Source organism: Psychromonas sp., assembly GCF_047632955.1.
GTDB lineage: Bacteria > Pseudomonadota > Gammaproteobacteria > Enterobacterales > Psychromonadaceae > Psychromonas.
Genome location: NZ_JBLIED010000001.1, coordinates 211221 through 230331, shown reverse-complemented (window position 1 = coordinate 230331; position 19111 = coordinate 211221). Strand labels below are relative to the sequence as shown.

Sequence of the window (19111 nt, the reverse complement as noted above, 5' to 3'; positions counted from 1 at the left end):
TTAACATAATGTTGCAAATAAAAGAGTGTGACCTTGTTTATAAAATGAGGCCTTTATTTACCACAATCCATGCTGAAACAAAAAGTATTAAGCGACGTTTTATCATAGGGTAACAAAGTTATTGAAGCTCCGTGCAACTTGGCTGCCTCGGCTGCTATCGACATTCCAAGCCCTGCTCCATCGCCTTTTTCGCTATGTGCGCGGAAGAATTTTTCAAATATTTTATCTCTTACGGCCGACGGTATTTGCGGGCCATTATCCTGAACAAATACTTCGACCGTATTGTGATGGGGTTTGGATTGATCAACGCTTAGGATTATTTTTATCTCACTATTTTCACCCGAATAACGAATCGCATTATCAATTAAATTACTGAATAAAATAGAAATCAACATACTGTCTCCCTGAATAATGTATTCATCGGGTCCCGTATATGAAATATCCTGATGATGCTTTAGCGCCAATGGAGCCAGTAAAGCAATAACCTCTCGAATCAATGCGCCAACATTTATATTTTTGAAAAGACTTTGTTGTTTAGCTTCAATGCGCGAGTGCATCAACAATTGTTGAATTAACCGATCGGTTCTATCAACCCCTCTAACGATGTTGTTAAGAGCATTAGCCTGTGATATCTGATCCTCACTTGCTAATGCATTTTCAATATTTAATCTTAACACCGCGAGTGGGGTTTTTAACTCATGCGCTGCGGTGCGGGTAAAGCGGCGTTCTCTCTCCCATGCATTGTTTAATTCGCTTAGCAGGTAGTTGAGTTGCTTTACCAGAGGTTCGAGTTCAACTGCCGGGTGAGCTATTTTTATTGATTCTAATTTATTAACATCACACTGCGATACGGCTAAGCGTAATTCATTAACGGGCCGTAAAAACTTTTTAATTAAAAATAAAAGGATAAATGCCAAGATAGGAATTAATAATAGTTGCGGTAAACTGGTTGATAAAGCAATTTCATTGACAACCTCATCTCTGACTGACTGTTTTTCAGCCACCACTACATAGGAATTAGGATTGACCCGTGAGAGAATTTTTAATTTAAAATAGCGCCACTCCTGACGCTTTAGGTTAACGGAACCAGAATACAGCTCTTCCATATTGAGCGGCTCGGGTGCTCCGAGAGATTTAAAGACAATATGACCATCGGTATAAATTTGGAAAAACAAATTTTGATCATCCGGGTCCCCAGCGCTGGGAAATGAATCAATTGTATCGTTATCAACATTACTAATCACCTTCGACCAGTCAGCATAGACTTTATCTCGAAGATCAGGCGCCAACGCCATCACACTGGGCATACTAAGCGCCAGAATTTTAGCCGATTGCCCCAAGCGTGCATCATAAACCTCATCGACTTCATTCTTAGTTGCATCAAAGACCAAAATCCAGGAGGTCAAAATCAACAGGGTTGCAATGCTGACCGTTGAGACTATTAAGCGTTTTTGAATGGATCTTGCTGCGCGAATATTATTTTTCAATGATATACCCAACCCCTCTGATATTTTTAATTAACTGATTATCAATCTTCTTACGCAAATTATAGATGTACACTTCAATCGCGTTATCACTGGCCATATCATCCCAGCCGTACAAACTTTGCTGTAAATATTCTTTGCTTAATACTCGACCCGATTTTGTCACTAACGTTGTCAGCAATTTAAATTCAGTATTGGTTAATTTTATGGCAACACCATTATACTCAACCGTATTTTTTGCCAAAGAGATAACCAAACCATGCAGTTCAATCGTTGATTCAGCATAACCCGATATCCGTCTGACAATAACCCGTAAACGGGCAAGCAGTTCCTGTAAAGCAAAGGGTTTGAGCAAATAATCATCCGCCCCGCCATCAAGACCTTTGACACGATCATCAATATCATCTCGCGCAGTTAAAATTAAAATCGGCAATGTATGCCCTGCTTTTCTGACTCGACTGAGGATATCTAAACCATCACTATCAGGCAGCGTTAAATCTAAAATTATCGCCGTAAAGTTTTCAGTTTTTAAGGTTGTCTCAACCGGAGCGCCCAATTGCAGCCAATCAACGGTGTAACCGTTACGGCTTAATGAAACCACCATGGATTCGCCTAACATAATATCGTCTTCAACTAATAAAATGCGCATTTATCATCTATCCCCTTCATTTTTGATTTCTAAAACTTATTTTCTCTCGCTTAATTTTTACGGAGTATATTACCATCCCTCCCCTTGAGCGGGAATTTAATCCCTTAATTTATCACTCTGCCTCCCCCTTAATTTATTCCCTGCTGAGTTATTAGTAATATGAAGCTATGTATTAAAAAGCATGATCGAATCAGATAGGCTCTGCGGGCAAAGCAGGCTTGATGAGATACAACTTAAACAACACAAGATAGTGGTCATTATCTTTGTCATAACCTCCATGATAATCTAAATTTGATCAGTATATACAGCTATACTCGATAAGGTTACTGAACAATCCTTGGGGTTTATTTCCCTCTCTTTTAGAAAAAAATCTGCACAAAAGATCTACACTAACCGCATTTTTCTATCGAATATTTTGTCATTATTACAATATGTTAAAGTTTGTTTAAAATAATTAAGCGAGAATAAAATGAGATTTCTTAACAAATGTACCTTGATTGCACTTTCTTCAATTTTGTTGTTAAGCGCATGTGGTGATCCCGCTATTCCAATGGAGAGTAAACAATACGTCACTCTGCCGACGCAGATAGTAGATAAAACGCTGCAGCCGGTCACGGAAGTTTTCTCGTTAACCTGCAGCCACTGCCGTAATATGGAAAATTTTATTGAGCAGATAAGCAAACAGGCTGGCGCTGATATCGCTAAAATACACGTTGCATTTAACCAGCCTGCACGCGCAGCAGCGACCGTCTATTATGCCGTTGAAATGCAGTTAAATGACAAGCCGGGAGAGGCGCTTATGGATGAGCTGTTTGCAGCAATACAGATGGCAAACGACACACCGGCAGCGCAAAGAGAAAGCACCCTTGAAAAGATATTCAGGTCACGGGATCTTATCAGCCCCGCGCAATTTAGCCCGCAGCAAAACCAGCAATTAATGGAGAAAGTTGCTCTTGCCGCGCGTTTATCAACACAATTAGGTATTAACTCAGTACCGACTTTTATTGTCAAAGGCCGTTACCAGGTCCTCGTTGCAGGTCATGATGATCCGCAGCAGATAGCAGACACGATTCACTACTTGCTCAATAAATAAAACCGCTATTTTGGGGGTGTTCACAACTAACCTGGCAATAGTGACACTGACCATTTATAAAAGCCGCTTTCTTCTGAGAATAAAACCACCACGGCTGCCTTTAATGCGCTTTCTCGGCGAAAGATGCGCGTGAATTACCAATCGAGCACATTGACACAATTAAAGAAGGTGTCCATAAACATGATTTTAAACAAATATATTCTATAAAGTCATGTTTGGCATCAATATTTACAACTATCATGCTTCTTTTTAACTGCTAAGAATGGGTATAATCAGGTTTAATATTTTTTTAAATTGATCTCAGGTGGCAGATGGAAGCATTTCGTTGGGATACATATTTTGAAACAGGTTTGGCAGCGGTTGACCAACAACATTTTCACCTTGTTGGGTTAATAAATGAATTTGGCAGGTTGCTGACACAAAATAAGTTACAGATAGAAGATACAACTCATGTTTTTCAAGAGCTGCAAGCCTATGCTATTTATCATTTTGATGAAGAAGAAACGCTGATGAAAAAAGCGGGCATCGATCCACGCTCTTTATCTCAGCATATTCAAGTTCATCGGGATTTTTTACTGACAGTGACAGAAATGCACGAGCAGCTAAGCCAGGGAAATCCTTCCACTTCAAAATTTCTATTAACTTTTTTGAGTAATTGGTTAGCGAATCATATTTTGGGCATGGATCAAAATTTATCCAGACAACTTGCTGCAATTGAAGATGGCAGCAGCGCAGCCCAAGCCTTTGAAGCAGAGCGGATAGATCTTAACGGTGCGACTAAAGCATTATTAACCACTTTAGATAATCTATTTCAACAAGTTTCAGAATCTAATAAAGAGTTACAGCTTTTAAATCAAACCCTGGAAATGCAAGTTGTACAACGTACTCAAGCTCTGCAAAAAGCCAATAAAGACCTTGAACAGCTTGCTATAACCGATGCGCTGACTAATTTACCTAATCGTCGTCATGCAATGCTGCATCTTTCTGCACTATGGGAAAAAGCACAGCAACAAAACGTCCCCCTTTCATGTTTAATGATCGATGCCGATCATTTTAAGCAGGTGAATGATAATTATGGGCATGATGCAGGAGATCAGGTATTAACAGCATTAACCAAGAAACTTCAGGAAACATTACGCAATGACGATATTGTCTGCCGATTAGGGGGAGATGAATTTTTAGTTATTTGTGAAAATACCGGCTTTGTAGGCGCGATGCATGCCGCACAAATATTGTGTGATACGGTGGCTAAGATGCAGGTGGATATTGGAAAGGGAACGTGGCTTGGGAGTATCAGCATTGGTGTTGCCAGTAAAGAGGATAATATGCGCGACATCGATCAGTTAATTAAGGTAGCCGATCAAGGTGTTTATTTGGCTAAAGCGGCCGGGAAAAACTGCGTCAGAAGTATCTACCCGGCAAATAATAAAGGTGCTGTTGATAAGTTGTCGTCAGACAAAAGTGCATAAGAACAGCCATTATAATTATAGATTCAAAAACAGTCACTGCACCAACTTTAACGTTATTATGCAGGGACGTTCACTACAAGAGCAACGCTAAAAATACGGATTTTTCTTCGGGCCTGCAAGCCCCAACATCTCAGGAAGATCACGTTGAACGACCTGTGAGTAATCTTTGTTCAGAGATTTGAAAACTAACTGCGTAGTTTGATTATTAAGGGATTTATTGAGTACCCCTAAAAAACCGGGATCGGCGACCAACATCACCTGATCACAACGATTTTGCCTGCGCTCGTCATCCAACCAGCTTGCCAGTTCATGGGCAAAGCGTTCCACTTCAACCTGCTTGGGGTTACGAGGCGGGACAAATGCGCCATGCCCCCCACCCTTACCATTGCTGTGTCCGGGACGGTCACTGACCAGATCAATCCCTTTCTGACGACTTTCGGGATGGCTAAACTCTTTAAGTAAACTGAACTCTTCGTGCGCTTGGTAGCTAAAAACCCTAGCCGTACTTGCATTTGTGACCAATACCAACGTCTTTGACATAACATCTCTCCTCTATGATTCAACATGTTCATTTTCAGTATAGACGTTATTGCTAGCAGAGGAGAGTCACTCGCCCGGTGCTATAAACAAAAAGTAATGGTTGTAGTTTGCCTGGAGGGCATGACAGCGCTAAGGGAAGTGACCGCTTGATAGCAAGAGAAAATTAACCAAACAACCGTTATATTAATAAAAACAAGCAATAATACTCTTCTGCCATATAACGCTCTTAGGTTATTTGTATAGAAGTACCAGCAAGATATAACGACCAAAAGCGCCGAAACTCGTTTCACTGTTAACAACAAACTTTTAATCATTTCCACTGATTAAAGTGAATAACGATTAGCAGCTTCAATAATGTGATTGCGGCTAAAAATCAAAAGCAGTTTTAAGCAGGATTTTTTGAAATCTGATATAACTAAACTTTATCTTAATGATATCAAGGTTTAGCATTCTCATGTCTACATTATTCACTCTCATTATTGCACTTAGTAGTATGCTCGCCGGATTATTTGAAGGGCATAGATACAAGCAACGTCGTATTAAAAATACCATTGTGCGTGGACTGCAAAAACAGAATAAACAAAAACAACAGATTCAGCATAATAAGATAAAACAACGCGATAAATACTTCTCAGAAGCACTTATTAAAAGCCGCGTAGAACAAGCATTTTTTATCATCAAACAGGCATATTCATCCCATAACATTCGCCCTGCAACCGCATTTCTTAGCGATGGTATAGCAGAGTCAATGCAAATTGCATTTCAGATTCAAAAACAAAGAAAGCGCCAACGTAAAATTGAAGACCTAAATTTAAGAGCCTGTGATTTGGTAGGCATGGAAGCCGATAAACACTTTGAAACTCTGCACTTTAAACTCGACTCAAGTGCCCGTTATCCGATCATAGATAAAAGTGCAGGTAGCAATAAAATGTATTCTAACGCAGCACTTACCCTGCACACTGAGTATTGGACTTTTGTACGCTTACCCGGAACACAAACCCGCAGCACACCTGGTTTAATTGAGGGCTATTGCCCGAATTGCGGGAATACATTAAACCTTAGCCAATTTGCATTGTGTGAATCTTGTGGTTCGTTAGTCGGATCCGGTGAATACGATTGGATCTTGGCTAAAATAACCAGTGAAATGCAATGGCGTTTTCAAAATGCTAAACGACAAATTGCGGGGGTATCGGACTACCAAGTAGTTGATCCTGCTTTTAATATTTCACTGATTGAAGATAGAGTAAGTTCGATTTTTTGGCGTTTACAAAAAGCCTGGTTAACACAAAATACAGACCCCATTTTATCCATCGCACACCCTGATTTTATTGCTCAATTTCAACAGCAACATCTTAAAAAATTCTGTTTTGACAATATCAATTTAGAGCTTTGTGAAGTCAGTAATATTGAATTTGGTGAAGACTTTGACAGGGTTTACCTGCTGCTAAAATGGCAGGCAAATAAAATAGATTTAAACACCAATCACAGTAGTGATTGCGGGTTTTATGCTCACCACCTAACCCTTATTCGTAAAACAGGCTTAAGCAGCGATCTCAAAAAAGGGTTACATTCTTTACACTGTTTTAGCTGTGGCGCACCACAAAGTAAAAACTACCAAGACTGCTGTGAATACTGTGGTAACCCTTTTAATTTAGGCGAGACAGATTGGGTTCTAGAAGACTTTTTACCGCACCTTGAACATATCATCAAGATTAAAGGACAACAGTTTGCTGTCGATTACAAACCCAATAAAAAAACGGATCGCATTTTTGATCCCGTATCGCTACTTTCTAGTTTGGTTTTAGCATTATTTGCCGATGGCAAAGTAGATGCTGCAGAGAAGAAATACCTTGATCAATTTGTAAAAAATCGCCGCATTCCACAAAAGGTACTCGACGATATTATGAAAGCTGCTGAAGCAGGAGAGTTGAAGATGCTCACTCCCGATGAAACCTTAGATGCCTCTGACTGGTTAAATAAACTTATTGAAATGTGTTTAGCAGATGGTCAAGTTTGTGCACAAGAGCAAAAACTATTACTCGCTTTTGGTGCCAAATTTAATATTTTAGCAATTGATATCAACCTGCGTATTAAACGGATTCGTCAAAAAATGTATTTACAAAACAAACATATTTTAAAAAACCTAAATTCAAATCATAAGGAATAGATATGAATATTATTGATCGCGTCAAATACGATGGCCCCAGTGATGTTTTTGTATGGCGATGGCCACACGACAGCTTAGTGTTGGGAACACAGGTTATTGTTAACCAAGCACAGGAAGCGCTATTTTTTAAAAATGGCCAAGCCTTAGACCTATTCGGCCCAGGCCGGCACACCTTAAAAACAGCGAATATTCCACTACTTGAGCATATTGTTAATCTGCCTTTTGATAACCAATCCCCTTTTACTGCGGAGATCTACTACATTAATAAAGCGGTCAATATGGATATGAAATGGGGTACGCGAGAGCCTATTCCAATTTTAGAACCCGTTTATAATGTTTTTTTACCCGTGCGCGCCTTTGGACAGTTTGCAATTAAAATCCAAGACTCGAAAAAGTTTGTGACCAGCTTAGTAGGAACGGTACAGGAGTTTGATCAACAGCAAGTACTGGATTATTTCCGTGGTCACTTGATGACCCGGATTAAGGATTATATTTCTAATAAAGTGATCAAAGATAAGATTTCTCTGTTGCAAATAAGTGCTCATCTAAATGAATTCTCAGAGGCACTTGAACATGATATCAAAGATGAATTTGAACGCTTTGGCATTGAAATCGTTAATTTTTATTTAAGCTCAATTAATATTCCACAAGACGATACAAGTGTCATTAAACTCAAAGAGATGCTCACTAAAAAAGCCGAATTTGATTTATATGGACAAGACTATGACAAAGTAAAAATGTTTGATGTAGCCGAAAAAGCGGCGGCTAATGAGGGGCAAGGTGTTGCTGGTGCAGGTGTTGGCATGGGTGTGGGTATGGGTATCGGCCAACAGATGAGCAATATGAGTGCGGGTTTAATGGATCAGCAACCCAGTAATAACGCAGCATTACAAAATACCGGCCCGGCTTGTATCAGCTGTGCACAAACCTTACCTGCAAACGCTAAATTCTGCCCTAATTGTGGCACCGAGCAAAAATCTGTCGCTAAATTCTGCTCTGAGTGCGGCACAGAAAAATCACCCAATGCAAAATTTTGCTCAAGCTGTGGTGTTAAACAATGATACTCAATTAGGTTTTCATTGAACTTAGTTGCGTTTGGATTGTAGTCGTTACAATACAGTTGCCTAATGGATCTCTTTATGAGGTCCAATCTACAACTTTTGCGTTCTTTATCAATGAACATTAATTCCAGCTTAGGGTTTTGACTCACTTTGCTGCTTTTAGCCAAACGCGTTAACTATTCTCGTAAATCATTAATGCGCGTTTTTTAGATAGTTGCAGCGAACCTGTTGTCATTCTACTTCTCTAGTGAAGCTGATTATCTATTAACTGGGGTATGTGGATCTATTAAACCATGTCAGTGAATTTGTAAGTGGGGATTTAACTATAATTGTAAGATTTATTTTACCAGTGTGAATCACGCTTACATTTTTTAAAGATACAAGCGTTCTTGTCCACGCTCTATAGGTATAAAAAAACCCGAAACGCCTTTATTAAGCGGTTCGGGTTCTAGTCGTACCTTGTCGGTACTTAATGTGGCGGTGACAGAATCTTGCAAACACGACACGTAACCTGCTGATTAAAAAAATTAAATACCTAATCAATAGTTTAAATTAAAAATCCCTCTTATTCACCTAGTATTAAAAGTGACTAAGACCTATACCGCATCACTTTAAAACCGTTAACAATTCGATCTAACATATAGCGATATATACAGCTAAATTAAATAAATTGAATAAATTGAATAAATTTTGCAGATTGGCATGAAAATTCAGTAAGCAGTACTCTGACTGTTTACTGATACTTGTAAATCGTCGTCCTCAATTGAGGTTGATTTAATCTTGTCAGAAATTCTCGGATAGGCAATTTCAATCAATTTTTCTGATTTTTTATAAAAATCACCGGATATCTGGCTCTGCTGACACAAGTAAGTTCTAAATTTTTCAAATAATTTTCTGTCTACTTTAAAATCATCCTGCCAAAAATCATCCAACTTATTAGGGTAGGTAATTCCTTCAATATCATAAATTGCTCTCCCTAACACGACCGTTGGTAGATGGTGTACTAATGCTGAAATCCCCACCGTACTGTTAACAGTAACAACACCCGCAGCATGTAGATAAACATCAGGTAAATGAAAATCATGCCCGTAAAGCACCCGCCCGTTAAGGTTTAACTCATCCGCAAGTTGAGCAATTAATTTACCATAATGTGCAAAACCACGGTTCTGCGGATGATGTTTTATAAGTAATGCCTGATCATTATCTGCATGCAGAGCAAAAGAATGCATCACTTCTGAGACAACTTGTGCAACAGAGCTAAAACGGGAATGATCTCTTAACTGAAAATCAACTTCAACCTGCAGGGGAAGCAGATAAAGTTTCCCACTATATTGTTCTACAATTTTTTTATAACGTCTCGGGTCAGTTAATTTAGATACCCATTTTTGCGCAAAGCCTTTCAACCAGAACGCCGGTTCCTGGATTGGAGTCCAAGGCCTATGGTGATGATAATGTGCAAAAGTATTTTTGGAAAAGTGCAGAAAAGTGTAATAACAAAAAGCAAACCAAGTACGCCGCGCAAAAGTTGGGCCGACTGAAAGCGAGCTTTTTATATTCTGCGCTTTAACCTTTTTAAAGCTTTCTGCATCATTAAATAGACTAGAGTTAGCATTGCACCCCTCTTTTTCAAGGGTAACAAAACCAGCTCTTAGATAACCCTCTTCCCACGCCCAAAATTTGATGCCGGATTCAACGGTCACTTGCTTGGCAACTTTATGGTAAAAACGACAATCACCATAAACAACTATTCGGGCAATATGATGCTTTTTAACAAATGCGCTTAAGTATGAGTGCCACATCTCATAGGAATCAACATAGTCAAATTCATGATCCGCCCAGCCATAATGTCTGTCTCCCCCATTAAAATTGATTTTATAGGTTTGATGACCTTGTGCTGATGCATAATGTGCAAATTTTTTAAAAAATGGACCCAGCGGCCCCTGTAAAAACAGAATATGACTCATGAAGATAAACCTTAAAAATGGATACAAGACGAGGAAGGAAAAAAATAAAAGAGGGCTTGCTTAAAAACGCGTTGCTTCGTAGAAATAGGTCACTTTACGACTGAACCTTGATAACCATGAACTATTTAAACGGCGTTCAGCACCACTTTTTAATTCATAGCGATTGCGTTCTTCACTTAATAAATCAATTACCCGCTCAGGCGAGGTTAATAATCCCGTCGTCCAATCAACGTATTTTGGGTAAGAGATTAACGTTGCAAAAATCATCTGGTTCAAGGTTAATTGATGAGTGCGCTCGGGAAAATCCAATTGATCCTCGGTTAATCCCCAGCCTGCATAAAAAGGAGAACCGTAAGTATTCACTTTTTTGTTACGTAATAACGCTTCAAATCCTGTCAAAGAGGTCAAAGTACAAACACGATCACAGAGATCCAGTAACGAGGTAATATCAACATCAGAAAGGTACAAATCCGCGACCTTTAAAGCCGCCTCTTCGCCTAACGCGCCCGGTCGAACACCGGAATAGAGATCAGGATGCTCTTTATAGACAATAAAAGCATCGGTATAATCTTGGCGCACCTGTTTTAACAAAGCTAAATTGGTTTTTATATTGCCGCGACTGTTAGCAATCGACTGATCTTGCTCAAACTGCCCCGGCACTAGAATAATTTGTTGTTTGCTTGCCGATAATTGATTTAACCTCTGCAGGGTCGTCAACGCAGCAGCCGATAGATTCTTTTGCCCGACATTGTATTTACTTAAAGCACGTTCAACGACTAACTGCGCTAATCGCTGCGCACGTTTATTTTGTGCTTCACTTAACTCAATTTCATTAAGAATAGAAACAATATCAGAGGGCACATCGGGAACGTAATACATACCTTGTTTATCAATGACCAATGAGGAAGGCCGGCGCAGATCTGCGCCTAATCCTATCGAGCGAATAAAACCATCTTCTATAAACCACACTGGACAAGACTGTTTTAACTGTATGGCCCAGTCACTGTGGTTTGCACCCCACAACAAAACCGCTGCATTGGGCTGCGATAAAACTAACTTTTTCAACTTTTCTTTTTTGTTAATAAAAATAACTCTTTTCGCCGTACGGCCAACAAACTGCTTAATAAAAGCGCGTTTCCAAAGCGAAAAACCAAATGCATAACAGATTTTCACGGATTGATTCTGCGTTGGCAGTTGTAAAGCCAGCCAGTCGACAATAGTTTCAACTTCGCATAGCTTATGCGTTTCAGGATCAAGGTAAGTTGGATATTGAATTAAAGCGGCGCTGATTAACTGATTGAGTGTCAGTCTGATATTACGACGCTCACAAACCTGCTTATCCTTTGTTAATCCCCAACCCGCATAAAACGGCAGGCCGTAACAAAAAACAGGTAACCCATATAACAAGGCTTCAAAACCTAACTGCGAAGTCACCGTATAAACCCGTTCAATTTTATTAAACAGCGCTTTTAATGAACAATCCTCACCCAGTAAACGCACCCGTGAATGCGAACAGGCTTGAATATCAAGATAGCCCTGCTTTTTACCTTTAATCACATCGGGATGGGTTTTAACAATAATCAATTGCTCAGGATGATTGTTTAAAGCATCTTCAATCATTTGTGTAAAGGCTAACCTTGATCCTAAACCGCATTCAACCGACATATCACCCGCTGTTTGATCCACGACCAAAATGGCATTATGGTTATCCTGTTCAGCTAACCAGGCGGGTAAATTATCACGCTGATGATTGTATTTTGAAATACCAGATTCAATGATTTGGCTACGCAACATTTCAGCTCGGCTTTCCAACTCAGGACTAAACCATTGTTTAGACGACAGACACAATAACTCAAGCTCATTCGCTTGGGTCGCATCGTAATAGATGCCGGTTTTATCTTGAATTAATGACAAACGTTTTGATTTATCAGTCGGATGGCCTAAATAACCAATAAAACCATCTTCAAGGTGCAGATAGGCGACATTTAATTGCTTCGCAAGTTGTTTTGCTTTGTGCGTATTGGCTTTATTACCCCAACCAACAATTTGATCATTGACTGCGATAGTTTGTTTTTTTGCAAATCGACGGTCAATTTTTTTGATATCCGAGCCTAAAAACAAGGCTAAATAAGGATTTTTGGCAATACCGTTTGACGCGGTCCAATTTTTACACTTTTCTGATACAGGCATTTTAACGCTCTAATTAGCAACACATTAACGAACAGTAGGAAAATTTAAATAAATAATTATTCGGTTTTTTATGTCAAGGAAGATGTAAAAACCCCACTTAATAGAGGAAATTATTCCTCCTCTTTATGGCAGTTTTTTTGAATGAATTTAGGTAAGATGTCTGCTCAATTTAATTGGAGCAGACCTTTTTAATTAAATGATGTTAAGCTTTAGCTTGCTTAAAAATAACAATAAAACGGTCTAAAGCTTCTTAAGTATCAACATTATTCGGAACATTCGGATCAAGTATTGTATTTTGTAAGAATGTGGCTAACTTGGGGATCATGCAAATCAAAATAATCACCAATCTGTTTTTACGTATAACCACCAAAGCAATAAGCATTATATATTTTTTGATTTTTATCAGTGACTCGATTTCTGGAAACAAAAGTCTCGTCACCTAAAAATATCTGATGTTGTAACGCATCTGTAGATAACCGAGCAGGAGAATCAATATTTCCCAGCATACAATGCCAACTCGAGCATAACCACTCATCAAAGGAATTTACCATGATAGATTAACTTCCGAGCATTGCCCCATGATGTAATATAATAAAGCGCCCCAGAAAATTCTAAACGTAAAGGTTGGTTCATATGTCATCCAATTAAACTAGAAATTAATAATATAAATCTAACTAAATTGATTAGAATAAAAAATGAAAGACCTGACTACACCACTTTAATTCAGATGGGTGACTGGTGCGTATTGACACTAGCATTGTGATTTCTATGTGTGTATTAATAAGCAACAAATTAGCAGTTCATATACATTTTAATACTTGGTAAAAAAGTCCCAAGGAATTTAACATACTTACTTGACCGGAACTTACTAGTGGGTAATCTAGAACCTCTTATTTTTCCATATCGCTTAATAGAGTTCATTAATATTTAATAACTAATTGCAATATCTAGACTCCTTCATTCCTACCGCACACTACATTATTAAATCGAGTAATCGCATTCTCTTGGTAGGCTTTATAGTCAAACCTATTAAAAATCAGAAGATTATCAGAAAAATCTTTCATCCCGTTATAAAGCCCTTCAACGTCATTGGAAACTAGATGACCATATTTTTTTTCCAAAACACCTCGCGTTCCAGCTATATCTGTAGAAATAATAGGTTTATTTAGTATCATAGCCTCTAGAAGAACCATCGGTTGTCCCTCGTGATCTGATGACATTACTAAACAATCACAACGAGCCAAAAGTGAATGTGGATTCTTTAGTTGGCCAGTTAAAACAACATTATTTGTTAATTTAAACTGTTCAACATGGAGCATAACTTGAGTAATTAAAGGGCCACTACCAACAAGAAAAAGTAATGAATCTGGATATATTTCACATACTTTTTTAAATGCTTTTAAAAGCTTGTCGTGCCGTTTTTCAGGGCTAAATCTACCTATATGTATAAATTTCAATCTGGAATTTGACAACAAGTATTTCCCATTCCAAACAAAATCAGATTCTTTACTTACCTTTCCCCCAAAAAACGTACCATCGTCACTTTCAATAGAATCCTTAGACGCAGTGAGTAATCCTTTAAAGTCTATAGCATTATTGACATAATCAAATTTGCAATTAGCATTTGGAACAAGTTCTCCAATATTATTCAAATTCAGTTCTTTTGTCTGTTCAGATACCGAAATAATTTTATCAAAATATTTATACAAACAAAAAATTACGTTTAAATTACTTTTATGTTTGTATTTTCCTCCAATCTTTTTAAGGCTTTCCGAAAGCATATCATTATGCTGATATATAACTTTTCTTTCGAAACCGCCAAAGGCAAATAACAGCGTCCAATATTTCACGTATCCACTAAAATCTATGACAACATGAAAATTAACATCTCCAAACAATCTTTGCCTTTCTCGCAAAAACATGTGCTTTAGCTCATCATTATTGCTATCCACCTTTCCTGTGGTATATAACCTATTTAAACATTTTCTTTCATTTTTAGATAAATTTAGGTTTCCACAACGGACAAATATTTTCACTCTTTCGTCTATTTGTTTAAAGTTAATTTCTTTTTCAAAGTGATAATTTGCACCTTCAGCTATCACCACGTTATAACGATTGTAATCAATATTTTTCAGGAGGTTAATAATTGATGTTGTTATTCCATTGTTTCTAAAACCACCAGCATAAAAAAGAATATTTTCCTTTTTATTTAGCGAGTCGGATTGTTGACTTTTTTCACAACTGTTAAAAAAATTGTCAACGACCAGTTTACAAGCGTTATGGCTGCCAAATTCTAGAAAACGCTGTTTGAAGTTTATAATATCTAATCGAAGTTTTTTGTGCCAATCTGTATCTCTTACTGAGTCTGCAACATCGACGATATCACGACATAATTTGGCTGGGATGCGATCAAGTTCAAAATACAAGCCTCTATTACTCTTATAATCGTCCTCGTCGTCTGCAAATATAATTAATGGTTTATCTAAGAGAATAAAATCAAACAGTATGCTTGAATAATCAGTGATCAGGATATCTACAATAGAAAGTAATTCATTTGAATCCACTTTAGAATCCACTAAATGACAGCCCAAATTCAAATTTTTTAAATTTGCACTTACTAAGTAATGCGTCTTAACGATTAGCTCAAACTCATTTGATAATAGTGCGCTTAGTTCTTTTATCTTCTTGATTGTGTCATCTTTCTCAGAGTTTATTGAACCAAGTTCCCCTCGCCACGTGGGGGCATATAAAATGACTTTCTTTTCTGATTTTAAATTTAAGAATTCTCGCAACTCTTGTTTATGTGCTGTTAAAGAAAGTTCCCAACGAGGGTAACCCCCTTCAATAATTTTACCTGGATATAGTCCATCAATATCATGAGCTACCAACAATTTTTCTGTTGTGTGCTTATTAGGTGACAAAATATGTGTTGATTGCAGGAAATTCCTCTGGATATTTTTATATTGCCCCATTTCCCCTTTCATATCTTTACCTAGCGTTTTTAAAGGTATTCCGTGCCAAGTATTAAGATAAAGTTGATCGGTTTTTCGTATAAAATAGTCAGGAAAAGTTGTATTGTTGATTAGATACTTACAGCTACTTAACTTCTCACAATATTCCTTTGAATTTAGAATGATGAATTTTACATTCGGAACATTCAGGCACTCTTGGGGAATATAAGTACCTTTTTTTACGACCCAATAGTGTGTGTAATTCTCATAATTTTCTTGATTTATTAAATACTTAAAGATTGCATAGGGGTTACACGATATTGACGTTCCATGGTAGCTTTCATACAATATTGAAAATGGACATGTTTTTATACTTTCATAGGATTTGAGATATTTGGCCGCGTGCACATTTGCAGCCCCCTCTAAATCTCTATCATGAAATAGCCAATAAGGATTAAGCTTTGCATCCTTGAAGAACCGCAACGGGTTGTTTTTTATTTTTGTCCACTTACTCATGATTAAGAATGCTCTCTACGACGCGGTTAGTATAATTCTCATTTAGATCAATCGACGTATGAAACATCTCTAATTGTTCGTGATAGTGTGCTACCCAGCTCCCATTGTTATGTAAACTCAATAATCTAGATTTTACACATTCAACTGAATCAACAAAGGGTTCTGGGAAAATTTTATCGAACGGGTATAACACTCCCCTGTCGTTAAGAAGATAGTCATCTTTATCCTGAGCAAAGCAGATTATCGGACGATTTAGTAGTAAATAATCGATCCAGATACTTGAAAAATCGGTAATCAAACAATCAACATGCTTTAATAACAAGTTAGTTTCTTGAATAATAATTGAGTTTAAGTTTAAAATTTTATTATCATTAAAGAGTCGGCCTACAGGATCTGATATATGACTTCTTATACCAAATACCAAACCAAGCCCACTACAAAAATCTGCTAGAGATAATAAATCTTTCTTTAACTCCTCAGTAAAAACTGAACCAGTCTGATTTGTTCTAAAAGTTGGAGCATACAATATTAGCTTTCTACCAGACAGTAGCTTCAAAAGTTCACTTTCATCAACTAATAAATCACTGGGCAACACAACCTTATCCAACAAGTAATCATAACGGGGCAATCCAGTAACCCAGACATTAGATTTAGCTAATCCAAAGCATTTTGCCATTGCGGTTTGATCTGTAATACTGCTCGCAACCAATACGTTATTTTGTTTTTTAATCGAAGTTTGTTGGTGATTTTGGAACTTTTCATACTTTGGAATTGCTTGCTCTATATTCTTGATAGGCACTCCATGCCACAAGTTTATAACATTGCGCTTAGGGTTGTTATATGAGAGGTAAGCATCCCTAATTGAGTGACTTAGCAGTAAATTTTTTGATGTAACAAGATGAAATATATAAGACAAATTATATTTATTGATAAAGCGAATGCCTTTCTTAATTAAATCCCGCTCTATCATGGGCTCTAAATTGCCTTCCCAAAACACAGTGACATCTTTATTGTTAAGCGCCAACGCTTCAGCAATTAATCGTACATTACATTTATATCCGTATTGCTTTTTCGGTACAACGATATATTTATTGTTTTTTTTTATAAATAACATATCGACTATTTTCAAAATTTTGAACCTAGCTAAGAGCCTGAGTAATTTAGAGTATTGCACAAATCTCCTTATAGCTTTTCTTTTCATCTCGGTAATATTAACCTCAGAAATTTTGGGAAATACCATGCGCTTACCTTTGTGTGTTTTAAATAAATCGGGTTTAAGCAAATATTTAAACTAACTCGTTTATCAAAAAAACAGGGTTAATTAACTCACAGATAAAAATCTAAAAACTGCCATTCGATTATCAGGAGAGGGTATTTTTAATGAGTTATATTTTACTTTTTGGCACTCTAAAAGAGTAATTTCATATTCTTTAAAGCGGTAATCATTTTTTGCAGTAACAGACAATAATTTCCCTTCCAGGCTATTCAAACTAATCTGATTGACTCCAATTTCAAGAGATATTTCATCGAAATCAGTAAGACAAGGAGTGTAAATCCTCAGAAGTACATCTGTTTTTTGTGAAAAATTAGGAATTTCAATTAAGAGGCTCTCCAAACTTACTGTTGCTACGCAATTTGGAGTAGCTAAAGGCTTAATCTCCATTGGCTTATCTGCTTCGGATATAAATGCTTTCCATTTATTGACAAAGTTATTACGAGAGTAATTAGCAGCAGACTTTTTAGCCGCTATAGAAAATTCAGAATATTTATCTTCGTCAAAGAATTTTTTTATGTGTTCAGCAATAACTTCTTCATTATTTTCAACTAGATAACCATTTTTATCATTATCTACCATCTCCAGAGGACCATATACAACATTACTACAAATAACAGGACAACCATTAGCTAGTGATTCGAGTATAGACAAACCAAAACCTTCATATTGTGAGATACATAAAGAGAGGCTTGCAGATTTAAATACTTCATCAACTTTATTAGTTGCTCCTAAAAATTTTATTTTATCCGTGGCTTGTTGATCCTCGACATATTTGCTCATCGCATCAAGCTCTGGACCTGTACCATATATTTCAAACGGAATATTAACCCCACTCAGTAAATAAGATGAAATCGCTAACTTAATTAATTTTTGCTCATTAGTTATACGACCCACCCAGATTATTTTATTTTCACGGGCTATTTCTAGTTCCTTACTTGCCTCATAAAAATGAGGAATATATTTATAGTTCTTTTTATTCCCTTCTCGGTTCTTTATCCACTTATTTTGAAGTTTTGTAAACGAAACAGTATATGTTCTCGGATCCTGAATTGGATGGAAATATGCTCGAGCTTTATAAAAAGTTTTCTTCCAATGGTAATCATTATCAATAACTTTTAAATGCTCATTATGAGTGAAGAAAACACGTCGGATTCGAGGGTCAGTTAATAACAATCTATACTCAGGCGTAAGAGGGACATCCATAAACATGTACACAATAGATTCATTCTGCATAGAAATAAATAAACCGAGTAAATGGCTTAAAAAATGACTGTACTCCAATCTAATTTGGTTTACGCGATACCCTTCATTACGATCTGTTAATGTTTTGTGAGGTATCACCTCAATTTCTCCATGTTCTGAACTACCGACAAAATCATGCGCGTTAATAAACTCTATTTTATCGCTTAAACTGTGTTTTTTTCTAAAAAAAGAATTAATAAAATCAGTCTTTTCAATTTCAGAACAATAAAAGACAACAAAACGATCATCATGATAATCATTAATTTCTGAAAGAATTTTCAAACGTTTAATAGCTGAATTTGTTAATCCTCCGTTAAAAGAAGCTATTTTCCCTAAACAACTAATAAATAATCTATTTCCACCTTTTTTTTCTGCCTCCATTTCTGGGAATTCCTCCTGAATACTTTCATTTACTCCTTGACTAAAAAGGGGGGAGCTTCTGAATGGATTTAAAAAACTTGTTCTTTTTAAGGCCTTTTTGATTGTTCTTTTCATTATTTACCTTATTA

12 protein-coding genes are annotated in these 19111 nt (G+C 37.1%); 4 read left to right on the top strand and 8 right to left on the bottom strand.

Annotation, left to right across the window (positions count from 1 at the left end; genetic code table 11):
• Window positions 1-53: 53 nt before the first annotated feature.
• Both ACJAZP_RS00935 and ACJAZP_RS00930 read right to left on the bottom strand, forming a co-directional pair.
• Complete coding sequence (locus tag ACJAZP_RS00935; RefSeq protein WP_415228851.1) at window positions 54-1487, bottom strand: ATP-binding protein; 1434 nt, start codon at window positions 1485-1487, stop codon at window positions 54-56.
• Window positions 1477-2133, bottom strand: coding sequence for a response regulator (locus ACJAZP_RS00930; protein ID WP_415228850.1), 657 nt, complete (start codon window positions 2131-2133; stop codon window positions 1477-1479). The genes ACJAZP_RS00935 and ACJAZP_RS00930 overlap by 11 nt, the downstream gene beginning before the upstream one ends.
• Window positions 2134-2602: 469 nt before the next feature.
• On the opposite strand from ACJAZP_RS00930, the gene ACJAZP_RS00925 reads away from it, so the two are divergent.
• The gene (locus ACJAZP_RS00925; protein ID WP_415228849.1) at window positions 2603-3226 is read left to right on the top strand and encodes a thiol:disulfide interchange protein DsbA/DsbL; all 624 of its coding nucleotides are present in this window, start codon (window positions 2603-2605) and stop codon (window positions 3224-3226) included.
• Between the two features lie 311 nt (window positions 3227-3537).
• Window positions 3538-4695 carry a GGDEF domain-containing protein gene (locus tag ACJAZP_RS00920; protein WP_415228848.1) on the top strand — a complete coding sequence of 386 codons (1158 nt, stop codon included), beginning with the start codon at window positions 3538-3540 and terminating at the stop codon, window positions 4693-4695.
• 87 nt (window positions 4696-4782) lie between these two features.
• Here the strand turns inward: ACJAZP_RS00920 and ACJAZP_RS00915 are convergent, their stop codons facing one another.
• Entirely contained in the window at window positions 4783-5235 is a 453-nt protein-coding gene (locus ACJAZP_RS00915) for a host attachment protein (protein WP_415228847.1), read from the bottom strand.
• A gap of 454 nt (window positions 5236-5689) precedes the next feature.
• Here ACJAZP_RS00915 and ACJAZP_RS00910 point away from each other — a divergent pair, with 454 nt between their 5' ends.
• Window positions 5690-7402, top strand: coding sequence for a hypothetical protein (locus tag ACJAZP_RS00910; RefSeq protein WP_415228846.1), 1713 nt, complete (start codon window positions 5690-5692; stop codon window positions 7400-7402).
• 2 nt (window positions 7403-7404) lie between these two features.
• Window positions 7405-8463 carry an SPFH domain-containing protein gene (locus ACJAZP_RS00905; protein ID WP_415228845.1) on the top strand — a complete coding sequence of 353 codons (1059 nt, stop codon included), beginning with the start codon at window positions 7405-7407 and terminating at the stop codon, window positions 8461-8463.
• Between the two features lie 710 nt (window positions 8464-9173).
• Here ACJAZP_RS00905 and ACJAZP_RS00900 read toward each other — a convergent pair.
• From ACJAZP_RS00900 to ACJAZP_RS00880, 5 genes are all read right to left on the bottom strand, one after another.
• Window positions 9174-10427, bottom strand: coding sequence for a capsule biosynthesis protein (locus ACJAZP_RS00900; protein ID WP_415228844.1), 1254 nt, complete (start codon window positions 10425-10427; stop codon window positions 9174-9176).
• 60 nt (window positions 10428-10487) lie between these two features.
• Window positions 10488-12617 (bottom strand): capsular polysaccharide biosynthesis protein, encoded by a 2130-nt coding sequence (locus tag ACJAZP_RS00895; protein WP_415228843.1) that lies wholly within the window; start codon window positions 12615-12617, stop codon window positions 10488-10490.
• 947 nt (window positions 12618-13564) lie between these two features.
• The gene (locus ACJAZP_RS00890; protein ID WP_415228842.1) at window positions 13565-16084 is read right to left on the bottom strand and encodes a CDP-glycerol glycerophosphotransferase family protein; all 2520 of its coding nucleotides are present in this window, start codon (window positions 16082-16084) and stop codon (window positions 13565-13567) included.
• Complete coding sequence (locus ACJAZP_RS00885; protein ID WP_415228841.1) at window positions 16077-17324, bottom strand: CDP-glycerol glycerophosphotransferase family protein; 1248 nt, start codon at window positions 17322-17324, stop codon at window positions 16077-16079. The genes ACJAZP_RS00890 and ACJAZP_RS00885 overlap by 8 nt, the downstream gene beginning before the upstream one ends.
• 81 nt (window positions 17325-17405) lie before the next feature.
• Complete coding sequence (locus ACJAZP_RS00880; protein WP_415228840.1) at window positions 17406-19097, bottom strand: glycosyltransferase; 1692 nt, start codon at window positions 19095-19097, stop codon at window positions 17406-17408.
• Window positions 19098-19111 lie beyond the last annotated feature (14 nt).

Coding starts and splice junctions, on each gene's coding strand:
- ACJAZP_RS00930 (WP_415228850.1), bottom strand. CDS start 2,133: ATGCGCATTTTATTAGTTGAAGACGATATTATGTTAGGCGAATCCATG.
- ACJAZP_RS00925 (WP_415228849.1), top strand. CDS start 2,603: ATGAGATTTCTTAACAAATGTACCTTGATTGCACTTTCTTCAATTTTG.
- ACJAZP_RS00920 (WP_415228848.1), top strand. CDS start 3,538: ATGGAAGCATTTCGTTGGGATACATATTTTGAAACAGGTTTGGCAGCG.
- ACJAZP_RS00915 (WP_415228847.1), bottom strand. CDS start 5,235: ATGTCAAAGACGTTGGTATTGGTCACAAATGCAAGTACGGCTAGGGTT.
- ACJAZP_RS00910 (WP_415228846.1), top strand. CDS start 5,690: ATGTCTACATTATTCACTCTCATTATTGCACTTAGTAGTATGCTCGCC.
- ACJAZP_RS00905 (WP_415228845.1), top strand. CDS start 7,405: ATGAATATTATTGATCGCGTCAAATACGATGGCCCCAGTGATGTTTTT.
- ACJAZP_RS00900 (WP_415228844.1), bottom strand. CDS start 10,427: ATGAGTCATATTCTGTTTTTACAGGGGCCGCTGGGTCCATTTTTTAAA.
- ACJAZP_RS00895 (WP_415228843.1), bottom strand. CDS start 12,617: ATGCCTGTATCAGAAAAGTGTAAAAATTGGACCGCGTCAAACGGTATT.
- ACJAZP_RS00890 (WP_415228842.1), bottom strand. CDS start 16,084: ATGAGTAAGTGGACAAAAATAAAAAACAACCCGTTGCGGTTCTTCAAG.
- ACJAZP_RS00885 (WP_415228841.1), bottom strand. CDS start 17,324: ATGGTATTTCCCAAAATTTCTGAGGTTAATATTACCGAGATGAAAAGA.
- ACJAZP_RS00880 (WP_415228840.1), bottom strand. CDS start 19,097: ATGAAAAGAACAATCAAAAAGGCCTTAAAAAGAACAAGTTTTTTAAAT.